At 53.4% G+C, this 19,220-nt stretch carries 14 protein-coding genes and 1 tRNA gene; 10 read left to right on the top strand and 5 right to left on the bottom strand.

Going from position 1 to position 19,220, the window contains the following annotated elements; genetic code table 11:
* Positions 1-117: 117 nt before the first annotated feature.
* Positions 118-432 carry a pentapeptide repeat-containing protein gene (locus tag H8K03_19665; protein ID UVT22551.1) on the top strand — a complete coding sequence of 105 codons (315 nt, stop codon included), beginning with the start codon at positions 118-120 and terminating at the stop codon, positions 430-432.
* Positions 433-507: 75 nt separating this feature from the next.
* Here the strand turns inward: H8K03_19665 and H8K03_19660 are convergent, their stop codons facing one another.
* Complete coding sequence (locus H8K03_19660) at positions 508-3,444, bottom strand: DUF748 domain-containing protein (GenBank protein ID UVT19968.1); 2,937 nt, start codon at positions 3,442-3,444, stop codon at positions 508-510.
* A gap of 328 nt (positions 3,445-3,772) precedes the next feature.
* The gene (locus H8K03_19655) at positions 3,773-3,958 is read right to left on the bottom strand and encodes a hypothetical protein (protein ID UVT19967.1); all 186 of its coding nucleotides are present in this window, start codon (positions 3,956-3,958) and stop codon (positions 3,773-3,775) included.
* A gap of 433 nt (positions 3,959-4,391) precedes the next feature.
* Between H8K03_19655 and H8K03_19650 the strand changes: the two genes are divergently transcribed.
* Positions 4,392-4,610, top strand: coding sequence for a hypothetical protein (locus H8K03_19650; protein ID UVT19966.1), 219 nt, complete (start codon positions 4,392-4,394; stop codon positions 4,608-4,610).
* Positions 4,611-5,146: 536 nt separating this feature from the next.
* Here the strand turns inward: H8K03_19650 and H8K03_19645 are convergent.
* The gene (locus tag H8K03_19645; protein UVT19965.1) at positions 5,147-5,542 is read right to left on the bottom strand and encodes a hypothetical protein; all 396 of its coding nucleotides are present in this window, start codon (positions 5,540-5,542) and stop codon (positions 5,147-5,149) included.
* Positions 5,543-5,922: 380 nt separating this feature from the next.
* Here H8K03_19645 and H8K03_19640 point away from each other — a divergent pair, with 380 nt between their 5' ends.
* A complete protein-coding gene (locus H8K03_19640; GenBank protein ID UVT19964.1) occupies positions 5,923-6,114 on the top strand; it encodes a hypothetical protein in 192 nt (63 codons plus the stop codon).
* A 55-nt stretch (positions 6,115-6,169) separates the two neighbouring features.
* On the opposite strand, the gene H8K03_19635 is transcribed toward H8K03_19640, so the two are convergent.
* Together H8K03_19635 and H8K03_19630 are read right to left on the bottom strand one after the other, a co-directional pair.
* Entirely contained in the window at positions 6,170-6,844 is a 675-nt protein-coding gene (locus H8K03_19635; GenBank protein ID UVT19963.1) for a hypothetical protein, read from the bottom strand.
* Between the two features lie 419 nt (positions 6,845-7,263).
* Positions 7,264-7,340: transfer RNA gene (locus tag H8K03_19630), tRNA-Arg, on the bottom strand.
* A gap of 1,022 nt (positions 7,341-8,362) precedes the next feature.
* Between H8K03_19630 and H8K03_19625 the strand changes: the two genes are divergently transcribed.
* From H8K03_19625 to H8K03_19595, 7 genes are all read left to right on the top strand, one after another.
* Positions 8,363-8,572, top strand: coding sequence for a hypothetical protein (locus tag H8K03_19625; protein UVT19962.1), 210 nt, complete (start codon positions 8,363-8,365; stop codon positions 8,570-8,572).
* 374 nt (positions 8,573-8,946) lie between these two features.
* The gene (locus tag H8K03_19620; GenBank protein UVT19961.1) at positions 8,947-10,302 is read left to right on the top strand and encodes a hypothetical protein; all 1,356 of its coding nucleotides are present in this window, start codon (positions 8,947-8,949) and stop codon (positions 10,300-10,302) included.
* A 69-nt stretch (positions 10,303-10,371) separates the two neighbouring features.
* Positions 10,372-11,205: a hypothetical protein gene (locus H8K03_19615; GenBank protein ID UVT19960.1), complete on the top strand. Its 834-nt coding sequence runs from the start codon at positions 10,372-10,374 to the stop codon at positions 11,203-11,205.
* A 16-nt stretch (positions 11,206-11,221) separates the two neighbouring features.
* Positions 11,222-14,245 (top strand): filamentous hemagglutinin N-terminal domain-containing protein, encoded by a 3,024-nt coding sequence (locus H8K03_19610; protein UVT19959.1) that lies wholly within the window; start codon positions 11,222-11,224, stop codon positions 14,243-14,245.
* Complete coding sequence (locus H8K03_19605) at positions 14,242-16,050, top strand: ShlB/FhaC/HecB family hemolysin secretion/activation protein (GenBank protein ID UVT19958.1); 1,809 nt, start codon at positions 14,242-14,244, stop codon at positions 16,048-16,050. The genes H8K03_19610 and H8K03_19605 overlap by 4 nt, the downstream gene beginning before the upstream one ends.
* Positions 16,051-16,196: 146 nt before the next feature.
* Positions 16,197-18,395 (top strand): CHAT domain-containing protein, encoded by a 2,199-nt coding sequence (locus tag H8K03_19600; protein UVT19957.1) that lies wholly within the window; start codon positions 16,197-16,199, stop codon positions 18,393-18,395.
* An 11-nt stretch (positions 18,396-18,406) separates the two neighbouring features.
* Positions 18,407-19,165 (top strand): DUF928 domain-containing protein, encoded by a 759-nt coding sequence (locus H8K03_19595; protein ID UVT19956.1) that lies wholly within the window; start codon positions 18,407-18,409, stop codon positions 19,163-19,165.
* The last annotated feature ends 55 nt before the right edge of the window (positions 19,166-19,220 follow it).

Here is a 19,220-nt window from a genome sequence, read left to right as displayed (position 1 = left end):
ACTGACCACCTCAAGTTTTGTGTCCTCATGCCGATATGGCTCATGAGGCTTTCGGCGGAGCAGGATATGGATAAGACAGTCCCAACACGTACGAATCTGCATATTTCGAATGATCCGATGTATTTGATGCTGCGTGAAGGCTGCATCAAGGAGTTCAACGTGAAGAAGGCCTCGGGGGATACATGCGATCTACGGGGGTGTGATCTGCGTGGTCTCGACCTCCGGGGCCTCGATGCGGACGGGCTCGATTTCAGCGACTGCTACTTTCGACAATCCGACCTCCGAGGGGTCGACTTAAGCAAGGCGATTATGGACGGCGCCAGTATCAACGCCTGTAAGATTTCAGGGGTGCTCTTTCCTCGGGAGCTCAGCGCTTCAGAAATTGAGCTGTCACTCCTGCACGGGACACGGATGCGGTACAACGTCAAGTAACAAAATCACGACCTCTACTCGCCGGACGTCATTCCACTACATTTCTAGAAAGAACCTACCTGACAGAGGCCGCTCTCATGAGCCGGCAGACAGCGACAACTGAGTTCGAACCTTTTCATGTCCGGACTCGGCACCGGCCGGATCAAGGAGGCCGATTCGCTCCTCCGTGAGCTTTTCATCCTCCAGGAGCCGATCGCGTACCGCCTCAGCGCGTTGGCGTGCCAGCGTTTCCAGCTCACTATTGGAAATTTGAACGGCTGCCGCCAATTTCCGCTTCATCTCTTCCACCGTCGGCTGAGTTGACCCATCTGCGGTTGGGTCTGTGGGTTGCACGGGCAGTTTGGCAAAGAGTTTTTCCACCAGCCCTTGTTCCTCTTGTGGCGAAAGTTCCTCCTGATTGGATTTCGCTCCACCACGTAGCGCGAAGAGTTGTTCCCGCAGTTTCATCGTCCGAAGCGCCGCGCCGTCAAGCGTCGCATCAAACGTTCCCGTGATATCCAGCCTGAGCCCAGTTCGCTCATCCAACGCCTTCTCCAATGCGTCTAGTTTTGCTATCTCGCCGTTGGCCAGCGAAGCGCTCCCGGGCTGAAACTCGATAAATTGCAAATCCTCCTCGCCCCCGCCACCCGGCACGAGTTTTCCCATCAAGGCAAAGGGCGACGCGACGACTTTCCCCAGCAGATTGAGCAACGTCGAGATGACCACCTTGCCGTACTTAAAATCCGGATCCTTGAGATTGCCTCGAATGGGCATGTCGATTTCAATCATGCCCTTGCGATCCTTCAAGAGCGCCACAATCAGCGGAACGGGGAGCGAGGTCGCATCCGGGCTATTCGTCTTCTCGCCAAACGTCAATTGGTCGACATGCACAAGGTTCTCCGCTTCCAGCACTTTCTGCGAGACTTTGTACCTCAAATCGAGCGACAGCTTACCTCTCGACAAGCCATATCCTACGTACTTGCCGGTGTAGGGACTGCTCGGTGTCAAATCCATCCCGCCGAGTGTGATGATCAGATCGGTGAAGGCGTCTTCACTCAATGGGTTGATCTTCCCCGCGATTTTGAGCGGGGCCGCGCGTCCGACTTTGCCGGCCAGGTTGACATCGGCTTTTTTTAGTTGCTTCGACGACAATCCTTTGATGGTGCCACCGAAATCCGTGAGACTGGTCCGTACCTTTGGCTCAATTGACAGGTCCTGATACGTCGCAGCCAACTTCACCAACTTGACCTGGTCGATCGTCACAGGGACGGGCTCCGCCGATTTGGCTGGAGACTTCTCGGCCTTGGGTCCCTTTTGATCCGCTGCCTGATCGCCGGGGGGAGGCGATGCGGCGAGACGCGAGAGGTTGAGTTGCCCTTCGGCATCGATCATCATCTGGAGGGACGGTTCTTGCCAGATGATTTCTGCGATCTTCACTGCCGTCGGCTCAACACCCAGCGCGATCTGATTCACGTTCAACGCTTTCCACGTCACCACGTTTTCAAAGTCTTTCCGATCCACGAGCGCCAACCGATTCACCGCCAGGTTTCCCTGAAACCGCAGCAAGGGCTCGTTCACATGCTCCTTGGCAAAGTGCGCCGTTCCATTGAGATCAATCGCGCCCTCCACGACGTCGGCCTTGAGGAACTGATCGAGATACGGTTGAAAGGGATGGATGTCGATGTGTTCCAGTTTGAGGTCCACATCGGCAACCAGCGGTTCCACCTCCACCTTCCCTTTCACGTTGATAGATCCGGTCTCATTCAATTTCAGCGACACATCGATCGGCAGCGGTTTCCGGAACGGAATCTGTACATCCTTTACCGTGACGTTCATCGCATCTACATTCACATGGCCGGGGCGCTCAAGCGTCCGGTCTTCGAACGACGCGCCATAGTTCTTGATGGCGACCTCGTCGACAGTGATGGACCAGGGCTTTGCCGGCTTCGCTTCCTTGACGTTCCCACGCGAGGATTTCTCCACTGCTTCTCCACCGCCGACCGGTGTAAACAGCGGTTGATAGTTGAGCACACCATCCGATTCCCGCCACGCATCGAACCGGGCATTCATCGACTGGACCTTGGTGATATCGATCGTCTGTTTTTGTAAATCCAAGTGAATCCCCTCCACATCAAAGGCCGGGATATTCACCACCGGTTCGATCTCACCCCGTTCCACGATTGCCAGATTCCGCAACGACACTTTTCCGTTGTTCACGATCGCCTCAGGCCCCTGACCTCGGAGATCGAAATGATAGGACGCCGACAGACCAAGAACGCCCTGCGGAATATCGAACTGAAACTGGTCGCGCACAGCTTGATAGAGGGTCTTCAGTTTGACCCCGGATAAACTGATCTTGCCGTCGGACTCCACCGGTTCCAGAAAGATCGTTCCCTCCCACGTCACCACTTCGTCCTTCCCGATCTCCGCCCTAAAGGCATGGGCGTTTTCGCTTCCCTGCGACGGAATGGTGCTGAAGTTCCGTAGCACGATCTGGATCGGCACGACATCGATGATGACCGGCTTCGGCTTGGATTCATCTCGGTATTCCAAGATCCCCCGGTCAATGTCCAGCAGATCGATCTCCACTGGCATCATCCGCTTAGGCTCGCTTGTCGTCGGAGTCGGTTTCGACCCCGTGTCATCGGCCGGGGAAGCCAACGACATCAGATTCAGCTTCCCCTCAGAATTCACCCTGGCCGCCACAAAGGGCATCGACAGGCGAATTTCGTCGAACGAGATCTTCTGAAAGAACAGCGTGCTCACATCGAGATCGACGAACAATTCTTCAAACCCCAAGAGCGGCGTCTGATCTAAATCCCGCACTTCTAATCCATTGAGCTGCAGAGACAGCGTGAATGGGTTGAACGCCGCGTCACGTAGGACGACGGGATGCTTGATCCCCTCGGCGGCAGCGGGAATACCATACGCTTTGATGAGATAGGGAAGCAGGAAAAACCCAACCAGCGCGTAGAGAACAAGAAGACCAGCCAGAATACCGATCACGACACGGAGGCGAAGGAACTGGCGCATACGCGATCGGATCCTTGGAAGGTTGAGATTGCGCCTAAAACTATAGGGGACGACACTGTTGAATGTCTACTGGGGGAACCCGCTTGTCATGGAATTTATTAGGGAATGCAACCCGCTTCTGCGCTTACCCGAACGACTGGCGGGCGCTTTGAGGCATGACGACGATACAGCGCACGCTGGAGGGGTTTATCCCCGCCGGAGAGTTCTCACGAGTATCAGAAAACCCTCCCTTCCTGGCGAATGTTTCGGCAGACAATGCCGGTGTTCTTGCTTCTCGCGAGAGCATCGCGGGGAGACCTGGGCGTCGAAAAGAGCCGACAAAGATTGGCTAATTACCGACTTCGGTCCACAACAGCGCCGTCATTGTCGGTTCGGCGCTGCACGATTGGAGAAGCAGGAGTACACCAAGGAAGAGCGTCATGATGGCGGGCCAGATCATCGAGAGAGCACCGAGCACGAAAAAGAGTGTAATCCCCGCCAACAACTGCTGAACAAGTGGACGCTTGACTCTCATGATAGGTCCCTCCTTCCTGGCTCTCTTCTAGGACATTCGAATAGTTTGCAAATGGGTGATCCCATGATTGCGTGTGTAAACTGTCGTCAGCGTTCGGCGTCCCGATGATTGGAACCTTACGGGTTGGACGGTCCAAGATGCGTATGCATTTCCATCAGCAAGTTGCAGACCACTGACGGCCACGAGGACTCAGACTCACAAATGCTGGAGATTCAGGACTATCCCCTGCTCTTCCCGAAAAGCAGCCTGAATTCATTTAGATTCTCTATGTATCAACTGTGATTCACCTCATGGGACTTTCCTCTGGAGGAAACCCGCGATACTCAGCATTCACAGCATTCGCGGGGATCAGCCGTGGCCTGTGGCTTGCTTATGAAGCTGAGCGTCAGGAATGCTCATGGTCATGGATGGCGAGAGCCTGGTGGAGACCTCAATGCCCGACAACAATAAGCGCTGGGTCGAACTGAGGACTCCTGATCAGCATGCGGATGGAACTTGGAGTTGTCGCTATGTCATCTTTGAGTTCGAGTCAACACGATGGAGATGTAACAGAGGACGACCTGAAGGCAGCTTTAAATCCCGCGAAGAGGCACAAGCTGCCGCGTTGAAACAGGCACAGCGACTGATCGATTCACGGGAGCCCACGTCATAATACCGCGCCAAAATCAGGTTGAAAGCCGTTCATCAATGCCTGAATCGTTACCGGTGCATTCCCCTCAGCCCGATTATTCGCGATCACGTAGGCCCTTCGATTGTTGGTAACGCTAAGAATCAGAATGTATTCGCCGCTATGACAGTTCGATGACGAGCGCGCGGCACGAGTAAGAATTCTCGAAGAAACAGGAGGGACACTCAAGGGGTCTATCCGCCGCCAATTAATTCCAGAAAACTCTAAAGAGGCGGCGGTACACGCCAAGCAAGGCATGGTGCGCCCGGCTGGAATCGAACCAGCGACCCTCAGCTTAGAAGTTCGCTCCGGGGTTGTGCCCCTCAATGAGTTCAAGCCCTTTGGTGGGCAGAATGCGGCAAAACGACCCTGATCCTACCCCCTCGACGCACCACCCGCGCACCATGCAGAGTTGCACTCTACTGTAAACATTATTCGCTTTAATTCATCATCGCTCAGGCGTCTGACGCGCCTGGGTCCCCCGTCGGGCGAATATATTCAGTTCGCTTGGATCAAGAGGATTACGCAACCTCTGTGATGCTGGCAAACCAACCAAAGGTGGTTCGCCTCGCATTGCCCCCCTGAGAAAATACAAACCCTAGGCCAGCAGCATTAAGGAATCCACTCATTGTCCATATAACATCGACACCAGGTGCTGGATTGCGGGGCGTACTAAATACGACGGCTTCAAATATCGCTGGCGCGTATTGGTCCGCTATGGGTCCTGGTTTTGGCGGAATAGTGAACGAAAGCTTGCGAGACGTTTCGTCCCAGATTCCTTCTACTGTAATAGTTCCTTCTGGTATGAATCTTTTCAGTTCGCCGGTCATAACGCCTTCGCCATTGACGCTTCCAATATTAAGGTCGCATTCAACGCCATTAATGTTACAGCGCCATGTACCTATTTTTAGACTCATTCACCCCTCCCTTGTCTAATCAGTGCACGTTTGAATGAACGCCAAAAACAGCGCAGAGGATGAGATAAAAACCTAAGAAAATCAATAACGCTATATCACTGGCAAAGAAGGGTTTTTGAAGCCTGGCCTTTCGCGGTCGATGCCTAGACGGATCTTGCGGGGTATGTTTGACCAGATCCGTTGTATTGAGGGTATTTCTAGGCTACAAGGAACAGTTACTCCGGTAGAAACTTCACTAAAGCTTCTTCGACCCGGCTCGAGCCTGGGTACCGGTGCCCATAGGTATTGCAGGTCATGACCAGAGAGCGATGCCCGATGTAGCTCTGCACCTCCCAGGGCGTGAGGCCTTCGTTTAGGAGCAAGGAAACGACGGACCCCTTGTGCACAGGAAGGGCTACAGCCCTCCTGGGTACCAGATTCGTGATCGAATCACGCCCGCAACATTCGTCTCCGAGGCCTTGTTCCTCACGGATGGCCTTTCGGAAGGCGAGAAAGACAGCATCCGCCAATCGGTCTCCGATGTAACAACACAGATTCTGGAGGGACAGAAAGATCCCGCACTGGATCGGTAATTCACGCCGTCAAGGCGATAGGCACGGTAGGGTTAAGTCGTGAACGAAGCGCCCCTCAGCAACCCCTTGAGGAATACCACACCGTCTCAGAGCCGTTCTCGGCGTAGGCCGGAACCCAGCCAGTCGCAAGAATGGTGTTCCCATCAGGGCCATCCGGACCATGACAGATGCTGCCATCCACTATGACGACCAGCAACCACAGATCTTTCAGGTCTTTTCCATACCGTGCACCTGCCACCGCTACACTCTTATACCTTCCGAACTGGTCATAGCGTGTGAACGGAGCAGACGCCTCAGGAAGTTGATAGACACGCTTGTCCCAGGCGTCGGTGAAATGAGTCAGGGACTTAGCAACAAGGTCATAGTACATCCGAAACTGTCCAGCATTGGCTTGATTGAGCCATGCGAACATCTCGTTCTTCCCATCAGAATATCGCAACTTGTACCACGGTACATCGAGATGATACTTGATATCGTAGACCACTGCTGAAACCTGCCCATAGCCGTGCTCCCTAGACTCAAGATGCTTCCGGTCTCGAACCACAACCGCCACTGGCGCCTGGAGAGACGGCTCCGTGAACAACACTACCGGCCCCCTCGGCGTGTCGGGGCCACCTGCATTAAGGTTTGCATGGAGGGCGGGAACCTCCACAAGACCATTCATACGTTCGGCCGCATTTACTCCAGCGGCAATTAGAAGCAACACGAAAAACGTGATATATCCAACCATCTTCTGACCTTTGAAATAGCACGACCAAACCAGTGGCTACACCATACCATAGTGCTCGTGTCGTGGCTAAACTGTGGCAGAACTATCGTATCCAATCTGGAAGAAATAGGCGCGAGAAACCGCAGGGATAGCGTAGGGGTATATGCGGGGGAAAGCGGAAATAGAACGGGAAAGCACGGGTCGATTTCGTCATGCTTAGCGGGGGGAATTCACGCCGTCAAGGCGATGGTCACCGTGGGGTTAAATCGTGACCGAATCGCCTCCCCGCAACCAACCTTTTCAATCTTTATCACTGATTGTTCGGAAGGTTCGTGGGCGAGCCTATGGCCCCTTTATCCACGGAGAAGGCTATAGCCGTCTCGCCACGCGGTTCCCAGACGGTTCCCATAGTGAACGGTGGTTTGTAAGTACGCGAAAAGTGGTGCGCCCGGCTGGAATCGAACCAGCGACCCTCAGCTTAGAAGGCTGATGCTCTATCCAACTGAGCTACGGGCGCACATGAGAGGACTCAATCACTGGTGGATGTAGCATTTTGTGCCATTTTATGTGCCATTCGGTCAAGCAATGCAACATCCGGTGTCAGGCCGTCGAGCGACTCCAATGCCGTTCGCAGATGCATCTGCTCATATGCGCATAGCGTAACGCCATGTTGAAGGACTTGTGCCCGAGCACTTCCTGAATCTCTGCAAAGGTATTGTCGCCGCTGCAACATTCGCCTCGTTTTTCCGCAAGTTTCACGGGTATGAGATGGACGTTGGAGGAAGAAACAATGGAAAAACAGACATTTATGAAGAACTCTTCACGGTTTCATCATGGAGGTTTCATCTTGGGGGTGTACTAATAGCGCTGGTAAACACAAGAAAGGGGTGCTCATCATGATGTCTTTTATGGAAGTGTACATACTGGTTGCTATCTTCGGAACGCTCTACGGAATGTTGCAGCTCGCCAGCCGTTGACGAGCTCGACTCTCAAGGACGGGAGAGAGCAACGGTACCGTGGGTATCTGAGGTCCTAAATGCTCCCTGGTCGGACCGTCCTTGCACAGTTGAATGAACACCTCCACGGTGCCATTGACTGGCGCGCCGCTTTACACCGTCTCAAGCCCCCGCCTCTAACGAGGCAATGAAAACCTTTGACGCCTTTCGGCTCCAGAGGTAAGCATGTATTCATTGTCCTGCTACGTGGTCAAGCAGACCATCTCATAAGTCCCTCACCACCGTTCCAGTCATAGTCGACAGCGTGCGGTGAATCAAATTGGATTCAGGTTGAATCTGTTTGGGTTCACTACTATTCCCTTTCCATAAAATACAAAATAGGAATCTTGTCATCGACAAATGCGGCAGCAGCGTGACAGTCAAGCCCTCGCGCGAATTTTTGTGCACGCGAGAATTTGAAGTCGCATGCATGGCTCGCCCTTTGCTAGTGCGAGCAGACTATAGGGCCGATCAGACCAAAAGCAGATCGGCAAGTGGCAGGGTTCCTTGAACGGAACCAGCGTGTCTACCGAAAGGAGACACCATGTGGATGTTGGTGATCGTTCTCATGAACACAGTACCCGGAATAAACACAGTGACCTTGCTCCAGACATATCCGACATCCCAGGAGTGCCACAGCGAGCGTGATCGTATCGGTGATGAGATGGCCAAGGCATATCCCGATGAGCACAACTTCGAGATTGCCTGTCGATTCGATCAAGTCAGAGCTGAACGGACTTTACGAGAGGGCTGAGCTTAGATGCACGGACCATTGTAACTGGGGATACAGGATACAGTGGAAATGATTGGCTGAGCTTTAGCGTCTGAGGCAATGAAGGGGAAAGCCACTGCCTCATAAGGGTTATTGTTCAGAATACGCAACAGGAATATACACCGCGCAGAAAAGGGATCGCGCCCTATCTGCTGAAATCGGTAGTGCTTAGTTCAACTGCATATGCCGTATAGAATTAGGCCTTAGTGGCTAGTTTTTGGAAAACTCAATACGAAAATATTAGGACCTTCTAGACCTCTTGTAATTACACTTTAGCGCTACTACCATCCCCACCTCTCAGAGTGGATATGGGGGAGATTCGGATAATTGGTCCGCTGGACTAAGGAGATGACTAAATGAAGCTACCCAGCTACCAAGATGGTGTGCGCGTTTGCGCCGTCTTTCTGCTGAGTTTAGTCCCGTTGCTCACAGGCAGTGGTTATCCTGATACTCCGATACTAGACTTATTTGATGAGAAAAGCACAGGTGATAACTCTGCCATTGACACTATGCCTCGCGAAGGTCAAACCAATTATGTTCCACCCGGGAACGGTCAAAAATTCTATAACAAGGTCATAGCAGGAAGTCGTTTTCGTGAGGGTAAACTGGACTGGAAAAGGTTAGCTCCCCGCATCATCAACACCCCATTACACCCGATCCCCCTGAGGCTGTTTCCCGATGTCACGCTACAATTCTCACCAAACACATACACGCGTGTCAAAGGAAAAACAGATACGTTTGTGAACACCTATCGTTGGTCGGGCCCTGTAGCCCTCGAGGGCAAGGTAGTTGGCGATGCCATTTTCATCGTAGATACAGTGAGCCAGCAAATTACAGCCACGATCACGAGTGAGGGGCTAATTTATGAAATCGTCACTCTAGAGAGCGGCCTAACTCGCATCTACGAGTGGGACTCAGATCGGTTTCCCGACGATGACCGGCGTGAACGTCGTGGCCTGGTTCATGAGGAGCAAGACTCGGGACAATGCATTATTGATGTACTAATCCTCTACACCCAAGATACTAAAGATTTTTTGCAGAATCACCAACTTGGAAATATCACTGGAGTAGTTAACAGGGCCATAGGAGTAACGAATGACGCCTTTAAACACAGTTACATTAACGCAGAAGTCCAAATCGCGGACACGATGTTAGTCCCACGGGACGACTTTCAAGAAAGCGGGGTACTAGAGGATGATCTAGGTAAACTTCAAGACCCAGCTCATTTTGGAACCAAAGCGAGTGCATTACGCGATGCGGTAAAGGCCGATCTCGTAAGTCTATTGGTTTCCAGTGGTGACTATTGTGGGGCGTCGCCGAAATTTGATGGTCGACTTCCAAATGCGAAGGATGGTTTTTCAGTTGTTCAGGTAGGCTGTGCGGCAAATTATTACTCTCTTGCGCATGAAATTGGGCATAACCTTGGTACGCGACATACACGATTTGATGAGCAGGTACCTAATGGCAATAACACTTCCTCTAATTTTGGGCATCTAAGTCTTGAAGAAAAGACCTATACGGTGATGGCAACTAAGAGGGAATGCAAAGCCAATAATATTCGAGACTGCCAGCGCGCTGCTCTGTATTCGAATCCGAATGTTTTCTATAAGAACACCCGCACCCCCGCTGGAAGCGCAGACGACACAGCCAAAGTAGACAACTCGGAATATATTAGAAAACAGTCCTGTGCGATTGTCTCCAGGAACAGATAATTTTTCAAAGTATTAAGACCCAGGCGAGACACGCGGTACATGATCATTTTCTTACGAGGGGAGAAGAACATGCCTAAGGCAAGATTGACGTTACTAGGTTTTTTGGTGACAGGCCTTCTAACACCACTTCTTCACGCCCCGGAGGCTGGTGCCATAAACTGGAAAGTTACAAATTTAGCTGGCACTACGGTTTATTGTTCTGGAAGTGGAGCACCAACCGCCAACCTCCCCGCAACATGCAATGCAAATCTTGACTTTCAGTCTAGTGGAGGGACGGCACGGATCGAGGCTATAGATGGTGGAACCAACGATATTCTTAAACTAGTAAACACTAAACTCGTAGCGAAAACCACAATCACAGATTACGTCTTGACATTCGAACACGTGTTTGTTCCTGGCCCAACTAGTGTTGATTACAGCCCCATCTACTACAACACTCGCATGAATGGAAGAATCAATGGGGCTTCTCCTTCTAATAAGATTACGCTTTCGTCAGCTTTGGAACATCCGGTTGGGACACAGCTTTTCGCCTCGTCTGCCATCACAGCTCAATATCCCACTATTACATTTGACAAGACGGTATCACCAACTCCATCAACTACCAACGTCATGACAGGAAACCGGAAAGTCATAGTAAAACTTAAGTTCTCTATTGCAAGTGGTCAGTCTATAGAGTTTCCTGCCACAACTGGCTACGCAAGAGCCTCGGCACAAATGAACCCAGATGATTGTCCGGATGAAGAGGATGGGCAAATGGGATGTCCCCCTAAAGACGAGACAGTTTCGGCCCCTTCGACATCTCTACTGTCAGAACTTCAGGGGCTATTGAGCCAAGGAAGTAGGGCCTGTCTGGGCATTTCCTTACTGGATGGAGGCTGTATTGGAGTGCAGATTGTGAAATGAGATCTAGGGAGAATCTGTGCTGATCCTAACTCAAATAATCTGCCTCCTACTGTTGATTGCCAGTACCGAAATCCAAGCGGAGGTATCAACCGACATTACGCCGTCAGGTCTTCACACCACCGTAACTCCTCCACCTCATGGCGGAACCGTATATAGTATTACGCACGGCATCCAGGTGGGGAGCAATCTGTTTCATAGTTTTGGGAAATTTTCCGTTGGTCCTCTGGAGACTGGCCAATTCCAAACCACAACTTTAGTACCAGATAACTCCGTCAGTAATCTTCTTGCGCGGGTTACCGGTGGCTACCCTTCCCATTTATTCGGCTCTATCGATAGTGCCTCTTATTATCCAAACGCAAACCTCTTTTTTATGAACCCTGCTGGCATTGTCTTTGGCCCCGGGGCAACATTAAATGTCGGGGGTTCAGTCAATTTCACCACAGCCAATTATCTTCGCTCGACCGATGGCTCTCTATTTAACGCAGTGCCAGACGTAGGGTCAGATGCTCTGCTCAGCGCAGCTCCAGTGGTAGCCTTTGGGTTTCTCACCTCAAACTCTGGCGGAATCATCGTGCAAGGTGCCCATCTGGCTGTCTCAACTGGATCTCAGCTTACATTGGCCGGTGGAAATGTCGAGATCCAGAAGGGAGCATTCGAGAGCGGCACGTCTCAAACAGCTAAACTACTTGCGCCAAATGGGTACATTCGTCTAGGAAGTGCTCACTCGCCTGGAGAGTTCATTTATGAGAATTTGCAAGCCGCTCCCAATCGAGACGGACAAGTGTTCCATACTTATGGCGTCATTTCGCTCTCCCCACAATCATGGATAGACAACCGTGATAGTGCCACAAGTGTTATATCTATTCGCAGCGGTGAATTTGTACTCAATGTCACGAAAGCGACTCTCTCAACTGGGACTCCCTCCACAACCAGCGATAATAGGGACTCTATCACCTTGACAGAAGGGAGTCGTGTTCTCGGTACTACAACCAGTGGAGCAGATGGTACAGCGATAAGTATTGTGACTGGATCTCTTGATCTAAGCGGAGCTTCTCAGATAGTCACGAGCAATGAAAGTTCATCATCTGTAGGTGGTGGGAACTTGAATGTCGTCGCTACAGAAGCCATCAGTATTTCTGGATATGGTGACACTTCCACCTCTGGCGTTTGGTCAGATATCGGAATTATACCGAGTGGAATTTTCGCAGGAACTCTGGGGGGTGGTGGGGACGGAGCTTTGACCATCTCAACCCCGAGGCTGACCATTGAGAATTCGGGTGAGGTTGCAACTTTTACTACAGGGGCGGGTTCTGGTCAGCCTATCACAATAGATGTTACCAAACTCAATATCTTATCAGGAGGTCGTATTGCCTCAACCGGTGGATGGAATTACTTGTTACGCGGATTTGGTGACGGTCCTGGCCAGGCAGGCCCAATCACTATTCATGGAGCCGACTTCATCTCTATTGCGGGCATGGGGATCTTTGACAACCCAAGCATCATTCAGACAGCCACCATGGGAGCGAATGGTGGAACCAGTGCATCAATCAATATCACCGCTCCTTCAGCTACCGTGAACATTGAGAATGGTGGAAGAATTGAGACATTACCAGGTAGCAGCACTGAGCCGTCTGGCAATATCTCGCTCGCAATTAGAAATCTCAACATCTCGAATGGAAGTATCCGTACAACCGGTGGGAATGGGAGGTCAGGGAACATCTCTGTGGTCACATCAGATGCAATTTCCTTGGAAGGAGATATCTTAGGCCAACCACCTTTTCCTATTACAAACGAGAACCCCGAAGGGACTGGCGGAACTGGTGTAATCAATCTTGAAACTAAAACGCTTACTCTGTCGAATCAAGCCAGAATATACAGCTCTACATTCTCTGAGCCGCTGCCCTCCACGATTCCTAAAATTAATATCCACGCAACAGAATCAATCTTAATGAATGACAGAAGCGACATTCGAGTTTTTAGCTTCCTATCGGATGTAGGCAGCCTTGAGATTTCTTCGCCTATGATCTTGCTCTCTGGCCAATCCGTAATGAACACAATAGGGCAAGGCGCTGGAAATTCCGGTCCGATTAACATTAATGCACAGAACGTTTCCCTTTCGGAGGGAAGCAAGCTCAACAGCTCTATACTCTCTGGCAGTTCGGGTGTGGGTGGGTCTATTACGATCCAGGCCTTAGGCAGTCCGGCGGCGTCGGTAGTCATTGACGGCTCGGGAAGCGGTATCTTTTCTGAAACAAAAGGACCCGGGCTGGGCGGGAGCATTTTCGTCAATGCCAACTCCGTCACGCTTCAGAACGGTGCACACATATCCAGCCGCAGTACCGGTCCAGGAAGCGCAGGAAATATCAAAGTAGATGCCGGACGGGAACTCATGGTACGAAACGGCGGAATTACGACTGAAGCAGAATCAGCGAGAGGTGGCAATATCGATATTATCGCGATCGATCGTATTCACTTAGCGAATGGCCGAATCAGCACGTCGGTGCTCGAGGGTTCTGGAGACAGTGGAAGAATCACCATCGACCCGAAAGAAGTTATCGTACAAGACAACAGTGCGATCCTCACACAGGCGGTGCTAGGACGCGGGGGAGATATCACGATTAGTACAGCCCGGTTCCTACAGGATCCCACCAGCCTCGTGGACGCATCGTCACAGTTTGGCCAGAGCGGCAAGGTATCGATTCAATCGTCGACCTCGAACTTGAGTGAGACGGTCACGCAGCTCCCGTCGAAGCCGAGCGAAATCCAGGCGCTCTTGCAAAACCGTTGTGCGGCACTTGCCGGCGGCGAACAGAGCACGTTCATTGTCGCCGGACGTGATGCCCTCCCCTCCCAGCCAGGCGGGTGGCTCAGTAGCCCCGTGTCGATGGATCATTTCACTGGAGAGGAACTGGAGCATACGACAAGTCCGAGTGCGATCGCACGTGTGACTGAGACCGAGATCGTGTCCCTTCGACGGCTGACGCCGCCAGGGTTTTTGGTTCGAGCGTTTGCGAGTGGATCCACAGGCTGCCACTCATGACGGTTGGCACCGGTGCTTCGGCTCCAGGAGCCCGGCGCCGGATCATCGCCCAAGCCTTTCTCTCCTGTGGTCTGGCCATGACTATCCTCGCGACTGTTTCCCCGCTCTCAGCACAAGTCGCTCCTCCGATCTTTGACCCCACGCTTCGATCCGGCGAACCGCCTGCTCCGCTCAAGAAAGAGTTCAAACCGCCTTCACCGACACCAAGCCCCACCCTCCCGGTGGTGCCTCCACCGCTGCCGGACAGCGAGGTGCAGAAACCACTCGGCCAGGTGCGCGTGTTTGTGAATGCCATCCAGGTCACCGGCAATTCCGTCTTCTCGGACGCAGAAGTCGAAGCCATCACCAAGGCCTATACGAACCGAACCTTGACGACCGAAGATTTGGAACGTCTGCGGCTCGCGTTGACGCTCCTGTACGTCAACAATGGCTACATCACCTCCGGTGCCATCATTCCCGATCAGGATGTGAAGGGCGGTGTCATTCAGGTGCAGATCATAGAGGGAGCCCTGTCACGAATCGACGTCGAAGGAACGAACTGGTTTCGGCGCGGCTACTTGAACGACCGTGTGGCCCTGGGCGCGCGTCCTCCACTCAAACTCGAACCGATCCAAGAGCGATTGCAATTGCTCCAGCGTGATCCCCGCATCGAACGAATCAATGCCGAACTGCGCCCAGGCGACCAGCGTGGGGAAAGTGTTCTCAACGTGAAAGTCAAAGAGACCAGTCCGTGGAAAACGTGGCTGGAGTTCAATAACTTCCAGACGCCGACGGTGGGTGCAGAGCGAGGTCTGATCACCATGGCCCACCTCAATGTGACAGGCCACGGAGATCCTCTCACCCTCACCGTCGGCGGCTCACGTGGGGTGCACCCGATCATCGACGTCTCTTACAGCTTGCCACTGAACCGGTACGATACCACCTTCACCACGTCGTATCGCCGAAACGAGTTTGTGGTCGTCAGCGACCAGTTTCGCGCGTTGGACTTGAACTCGGAGTCGGAAATCTTCGGGTTAACGCTCCGGCAACCGATCTATCGAAGCTTGACCGACGAACTCGCCGTGGCAATCACCGGCGAGCATCTCTCCAACAAGATTACCTCGGCCTTCGACTTACCTGGGCAACCGTTTATTTTTGTTCCCGGGGCATCCGACACCGGGGTGAGCACCGTGAGCGCCCTTCGGTTCATTCAGGAGTATCAGCACCGAACTTCATCCTCGGTGATTGCGTTCCGCTCCCGCGTCAGCCTGGGCTTCGATGTCCTAGGAGCCACAATCAATTCGCGCGATAGGCTCACCCCCGAGGGCGATCCGCTGCCCAGCGGCCGGTTTGTGTCCTGGTTGGGACAACTCCAGGCGGTGAAACGTCTCGACCAATGGGGCGGCTGGCAGATCCTAGGACGGTTTGATCTCCAGCTCAGCAACAACCGGTTGTTTCCGCTCGAACAGATCCCGATGGGAGGGCGCTTCAGCGTGCGCGGCTATCGGGAAAACACGCTGGTCCGGGACAACGGATTCATCGCCTCCGTGGAAAGCCGGATTCCCCTCCTCAAGTTTGCCAGCGGCGAAGATATGGTTCAGTTTGCCCAGTTCGTTGACGTCGGACGAGCCTGGATCTCGCGTGACAGCACACCGTCTCCCGAGACGCTCGCCAGCGTCGGTCTCGGCGTCCGCTGGAACGTCCTGCCCCGAGACAGGGCTCGATTCGAACTCTACTGGGGCGTACCGCTCAATCATGTGCCCCATCCATCCGGCAACCTCCAAGACTATGGCATTCATCTCCAGGTAGTGGTCCAGGCATTGTAATGATGAACCACGCGACATCACTATGTACTCGACCTGCCCTCCGTTTCGTTCTGCGCGGAATCTGCTTTCTATTCTTCGTGATGGTGCTGCTGTTCGCCGTCACGCAATCAGAATCGCATCAAACATTATCTCCCGGTGATTCATTGATGAGGGAAGGCGGCCAGCATTTTGAGCGCGGCGCGTTCGGTGAGGCCTTGTCCCATTGGAAACAGGCTGCGGATCTCTATAAAGGTATGGGGAACGGTCCGGCTCAAGTCGAAGCGCTCATTCTGTCTGCTCAGGCATCGATGGCCTTGGGGCAATCCGCACAAGCGCTCCAGTCTTTGGAACTGGCCCTTACGCTTGCACACATGGGCGGCGATCCCCTGGTTGAGGCCTCCGTCCTCGGCCATCTGGGGCGCACCTATTTGACGTTGCGGCGACTGGACGAAGCATCGGAATATCTCCATCAAGCGTCGGCGTTAGCACGAAAACACGACTCTTCGCCGCTCATGGCCGCTTCGCTGAACGATCTCGGCATCCTGTTCGTGTTGAAGCAGCAAGACCAGCAAGCGCTGAATGCGTTCGATGAATGCGTGAGCTTCGCACAAAAGGCCAACTTGCAACTACTCGCTGCCACCGGCCGCACCAATGCCGCGCGTGTCCTGCTACGCCTCAATCAACCGGTCAATAGCCGTATGGCTCTCGATGCAGCGCTGGATCAGTTGAAGGACGTGTCACCATCCCGCAACAGAGCTCTCGGATTGATCGGTATGGCTCTGGTCTACCAACGCCTTGCCTCACAGCTGCCCCAGATGCACGATTCCCTGTTATTGAGAGTTGCGGGCATGCTCCAGGAAGCGGCCACAGTCACTGAACAGCTGGGTGACAAGAGAACCTTGTCGTATGCTCTTGGGTATCTCGGCCATCTCTACGAGACAGAGTCTCGCCTGGATGAAGCGCTCCGACTCACCAGGCGGGCATTGTTCGCGGCGCAATCGGTGGACGCACCCGAGTCCCTCTACCGCTGGCAATGGCAGTTGGGGCGGCAGTTGGCCGCTATCGGAGAATTGGATAACGCCATCGCTTCCTATCGACAAGCGGTATCCACGCTCCAACCGATTCGGGTGGAGGTGGCGCAAACATCCTCCGAAGATCCTATCGCCGGCCAGGATGCCATAAAGCCGATGTTCTTTGAGCTGGCCGACCTCTTACTCCAGCGGGCATCGCTCACTGATGAGCGCACAGCAGCCGAAGGGTATCTGCTTGCAGCTCGAGATGCGATTGAGGCGTACAAGACGGCCGAGCTTCGGGACTATTTTCGGGACGACTGTGTCGATGCGGTCCGCTCGAGAGTGACGACGTTCGATTACTTGTCTCCGGATACTGCCGTTATTTACCCTATCATGTTCACCTCCCGTCTGGAGCTGCTTGTCAGCCTGCCCTCCGGACTCAAGCGCATCTCGGTGCCCGTGACCTCCGACCGGTTGACCCAGGAGATCCGGGCTTTTCGCCGAGTGGTGGAAAAGCGGACCACCCGGGAGTATCTACCCCATGCACAACAGTTGTACGACTGGCTGGTGCGTCCGATCGAACCGGACCTTTTGAATTCAGTGATTACCACACTGGTATTCGTGCCGGACAGTTCACTACGCACAATTCCGCTGGCGTCCCTCCATGACGGCTCTTCCTTCCTGATCACAAAATTCGCCCTGGCCTTGACTCCGGGCATTACGTTGACCGATCCAAGACCGTTGAACCGCGATAAGCTGCGCTTCCTAGCCGTCGGCCTCACGAAATCCGTCCAGGGTTTCCCTCCTCTTCCCTACGTCGCGGAGGAGGTCGCCTCGATCGAGCAGCTGTACACGAGCGACCAACTTATGAATAATGCCTTCCAGGCGCCAAGGCTGGAACAGGAGTTGCGCGATGGACGCTATGGGGCGTTGCATATAGCAACGCACGGTATGTTTTCAACCGACGTAAACGATTCGTTTCTTCTGACGTTCGACGGGAAATTGACGATGCAGACGCTTGATCAACTGGTCGGCCTCTTTCGGTTCCGGCAAGAGCCGCTGGAACTTTTGACCTTGAGCGCTTGCCAGACAGGGGTCGGTGACGATCGCGCCGCTCTGGGCCTGGCCGGCGTCGCACTGAAGGCCGGGGCCCGTAGCGCATTGGCGACGTTATGGTTTATCAACGACGAAGCGTCGGCGACGTTGATTTCCGAATTTTATCGGCAATTGCGCAATCCATCCCTGTCGAAAGCCGTCGCGCTCCAGCGCGCACAGATGAAACTCTTGGGTGACCGCGTGTATGAACATCCGGCTTACTGGTCACCATTTCTCCTGCTGAACAATTGGCTATGAAAGGAGGATCCATGCGATTTTCCACGAGTGCTTTACTAATCGCAGGATTGAGCCTCGTCCTGACCATTGTTGGACCACATAGGTTCGTTGCTGCGGCAGACAAACCGACCAGCCCAGCGGCAGGTCAGCAGGATGACTTGTCAAATCCTGTCTATACTCCGCCAAAAAAGTTGACTCCCCGCGCGCGTGTCGGGGGAGCATTGCGGGGAACGGAGGGCAATGACCCCGAAATCGTCGCATTGGTGCCCGACCATGTCGGGTTGACCGTCAAGCAGACGCCCACGCTCAGTTGGTATCTCTCGAAACCGACGACCTACCCTCTACGATTCACGCTCAACGACACGCAGAAAATTCGTCCGGTCTATGAAGGCCCGCTCCCCACTCCCACTGACGCAGGGGTTCAGTCTATCGACCTCAAGGCTTTCGGACTCGTGCTTGAGCCCAATGTCCAGTATCGATGGTTCGTCTCCGCCCGTCGCAATGCCGACTCCCACTCCCAAGATATCGTCGCGGGCGGAATGATCGAGCGATGCGAGTTCAGCGAATGTCTGACGATCGCCTCCCCGAATATGAACTGCGATCGTGAGAGTGTGCGTACCAACGCCATGATGGGGCTCTGGTACGACGCAATGGATTGTCTCTGCTCATTGATCACGAAGGATCCCAGAGATGCATCGCTGCGAAGGATGCGAGCCACCTTGCTCAGGCAAGTCGGCCTGCATGGCGTGGCAGACTGGGATCTCAGATCCATTCAGATCAATGCTCAATAGTGGCTTGCACGCTACCCATCGGTATCAATGTGCGATCCAGGCTGGAGAATCTAAT

The organism is Nitrospira sp., assembly GCA_024760545.1.
Classification (GTDB): Bacteria; Nitrospirota; Nitrospiria; order Nitrospirales; family Nitrospiraceae; genus Nitrospira_D.
This window is presented reverse-complemented; position numbering and strand designations above follow the sequence as displayed.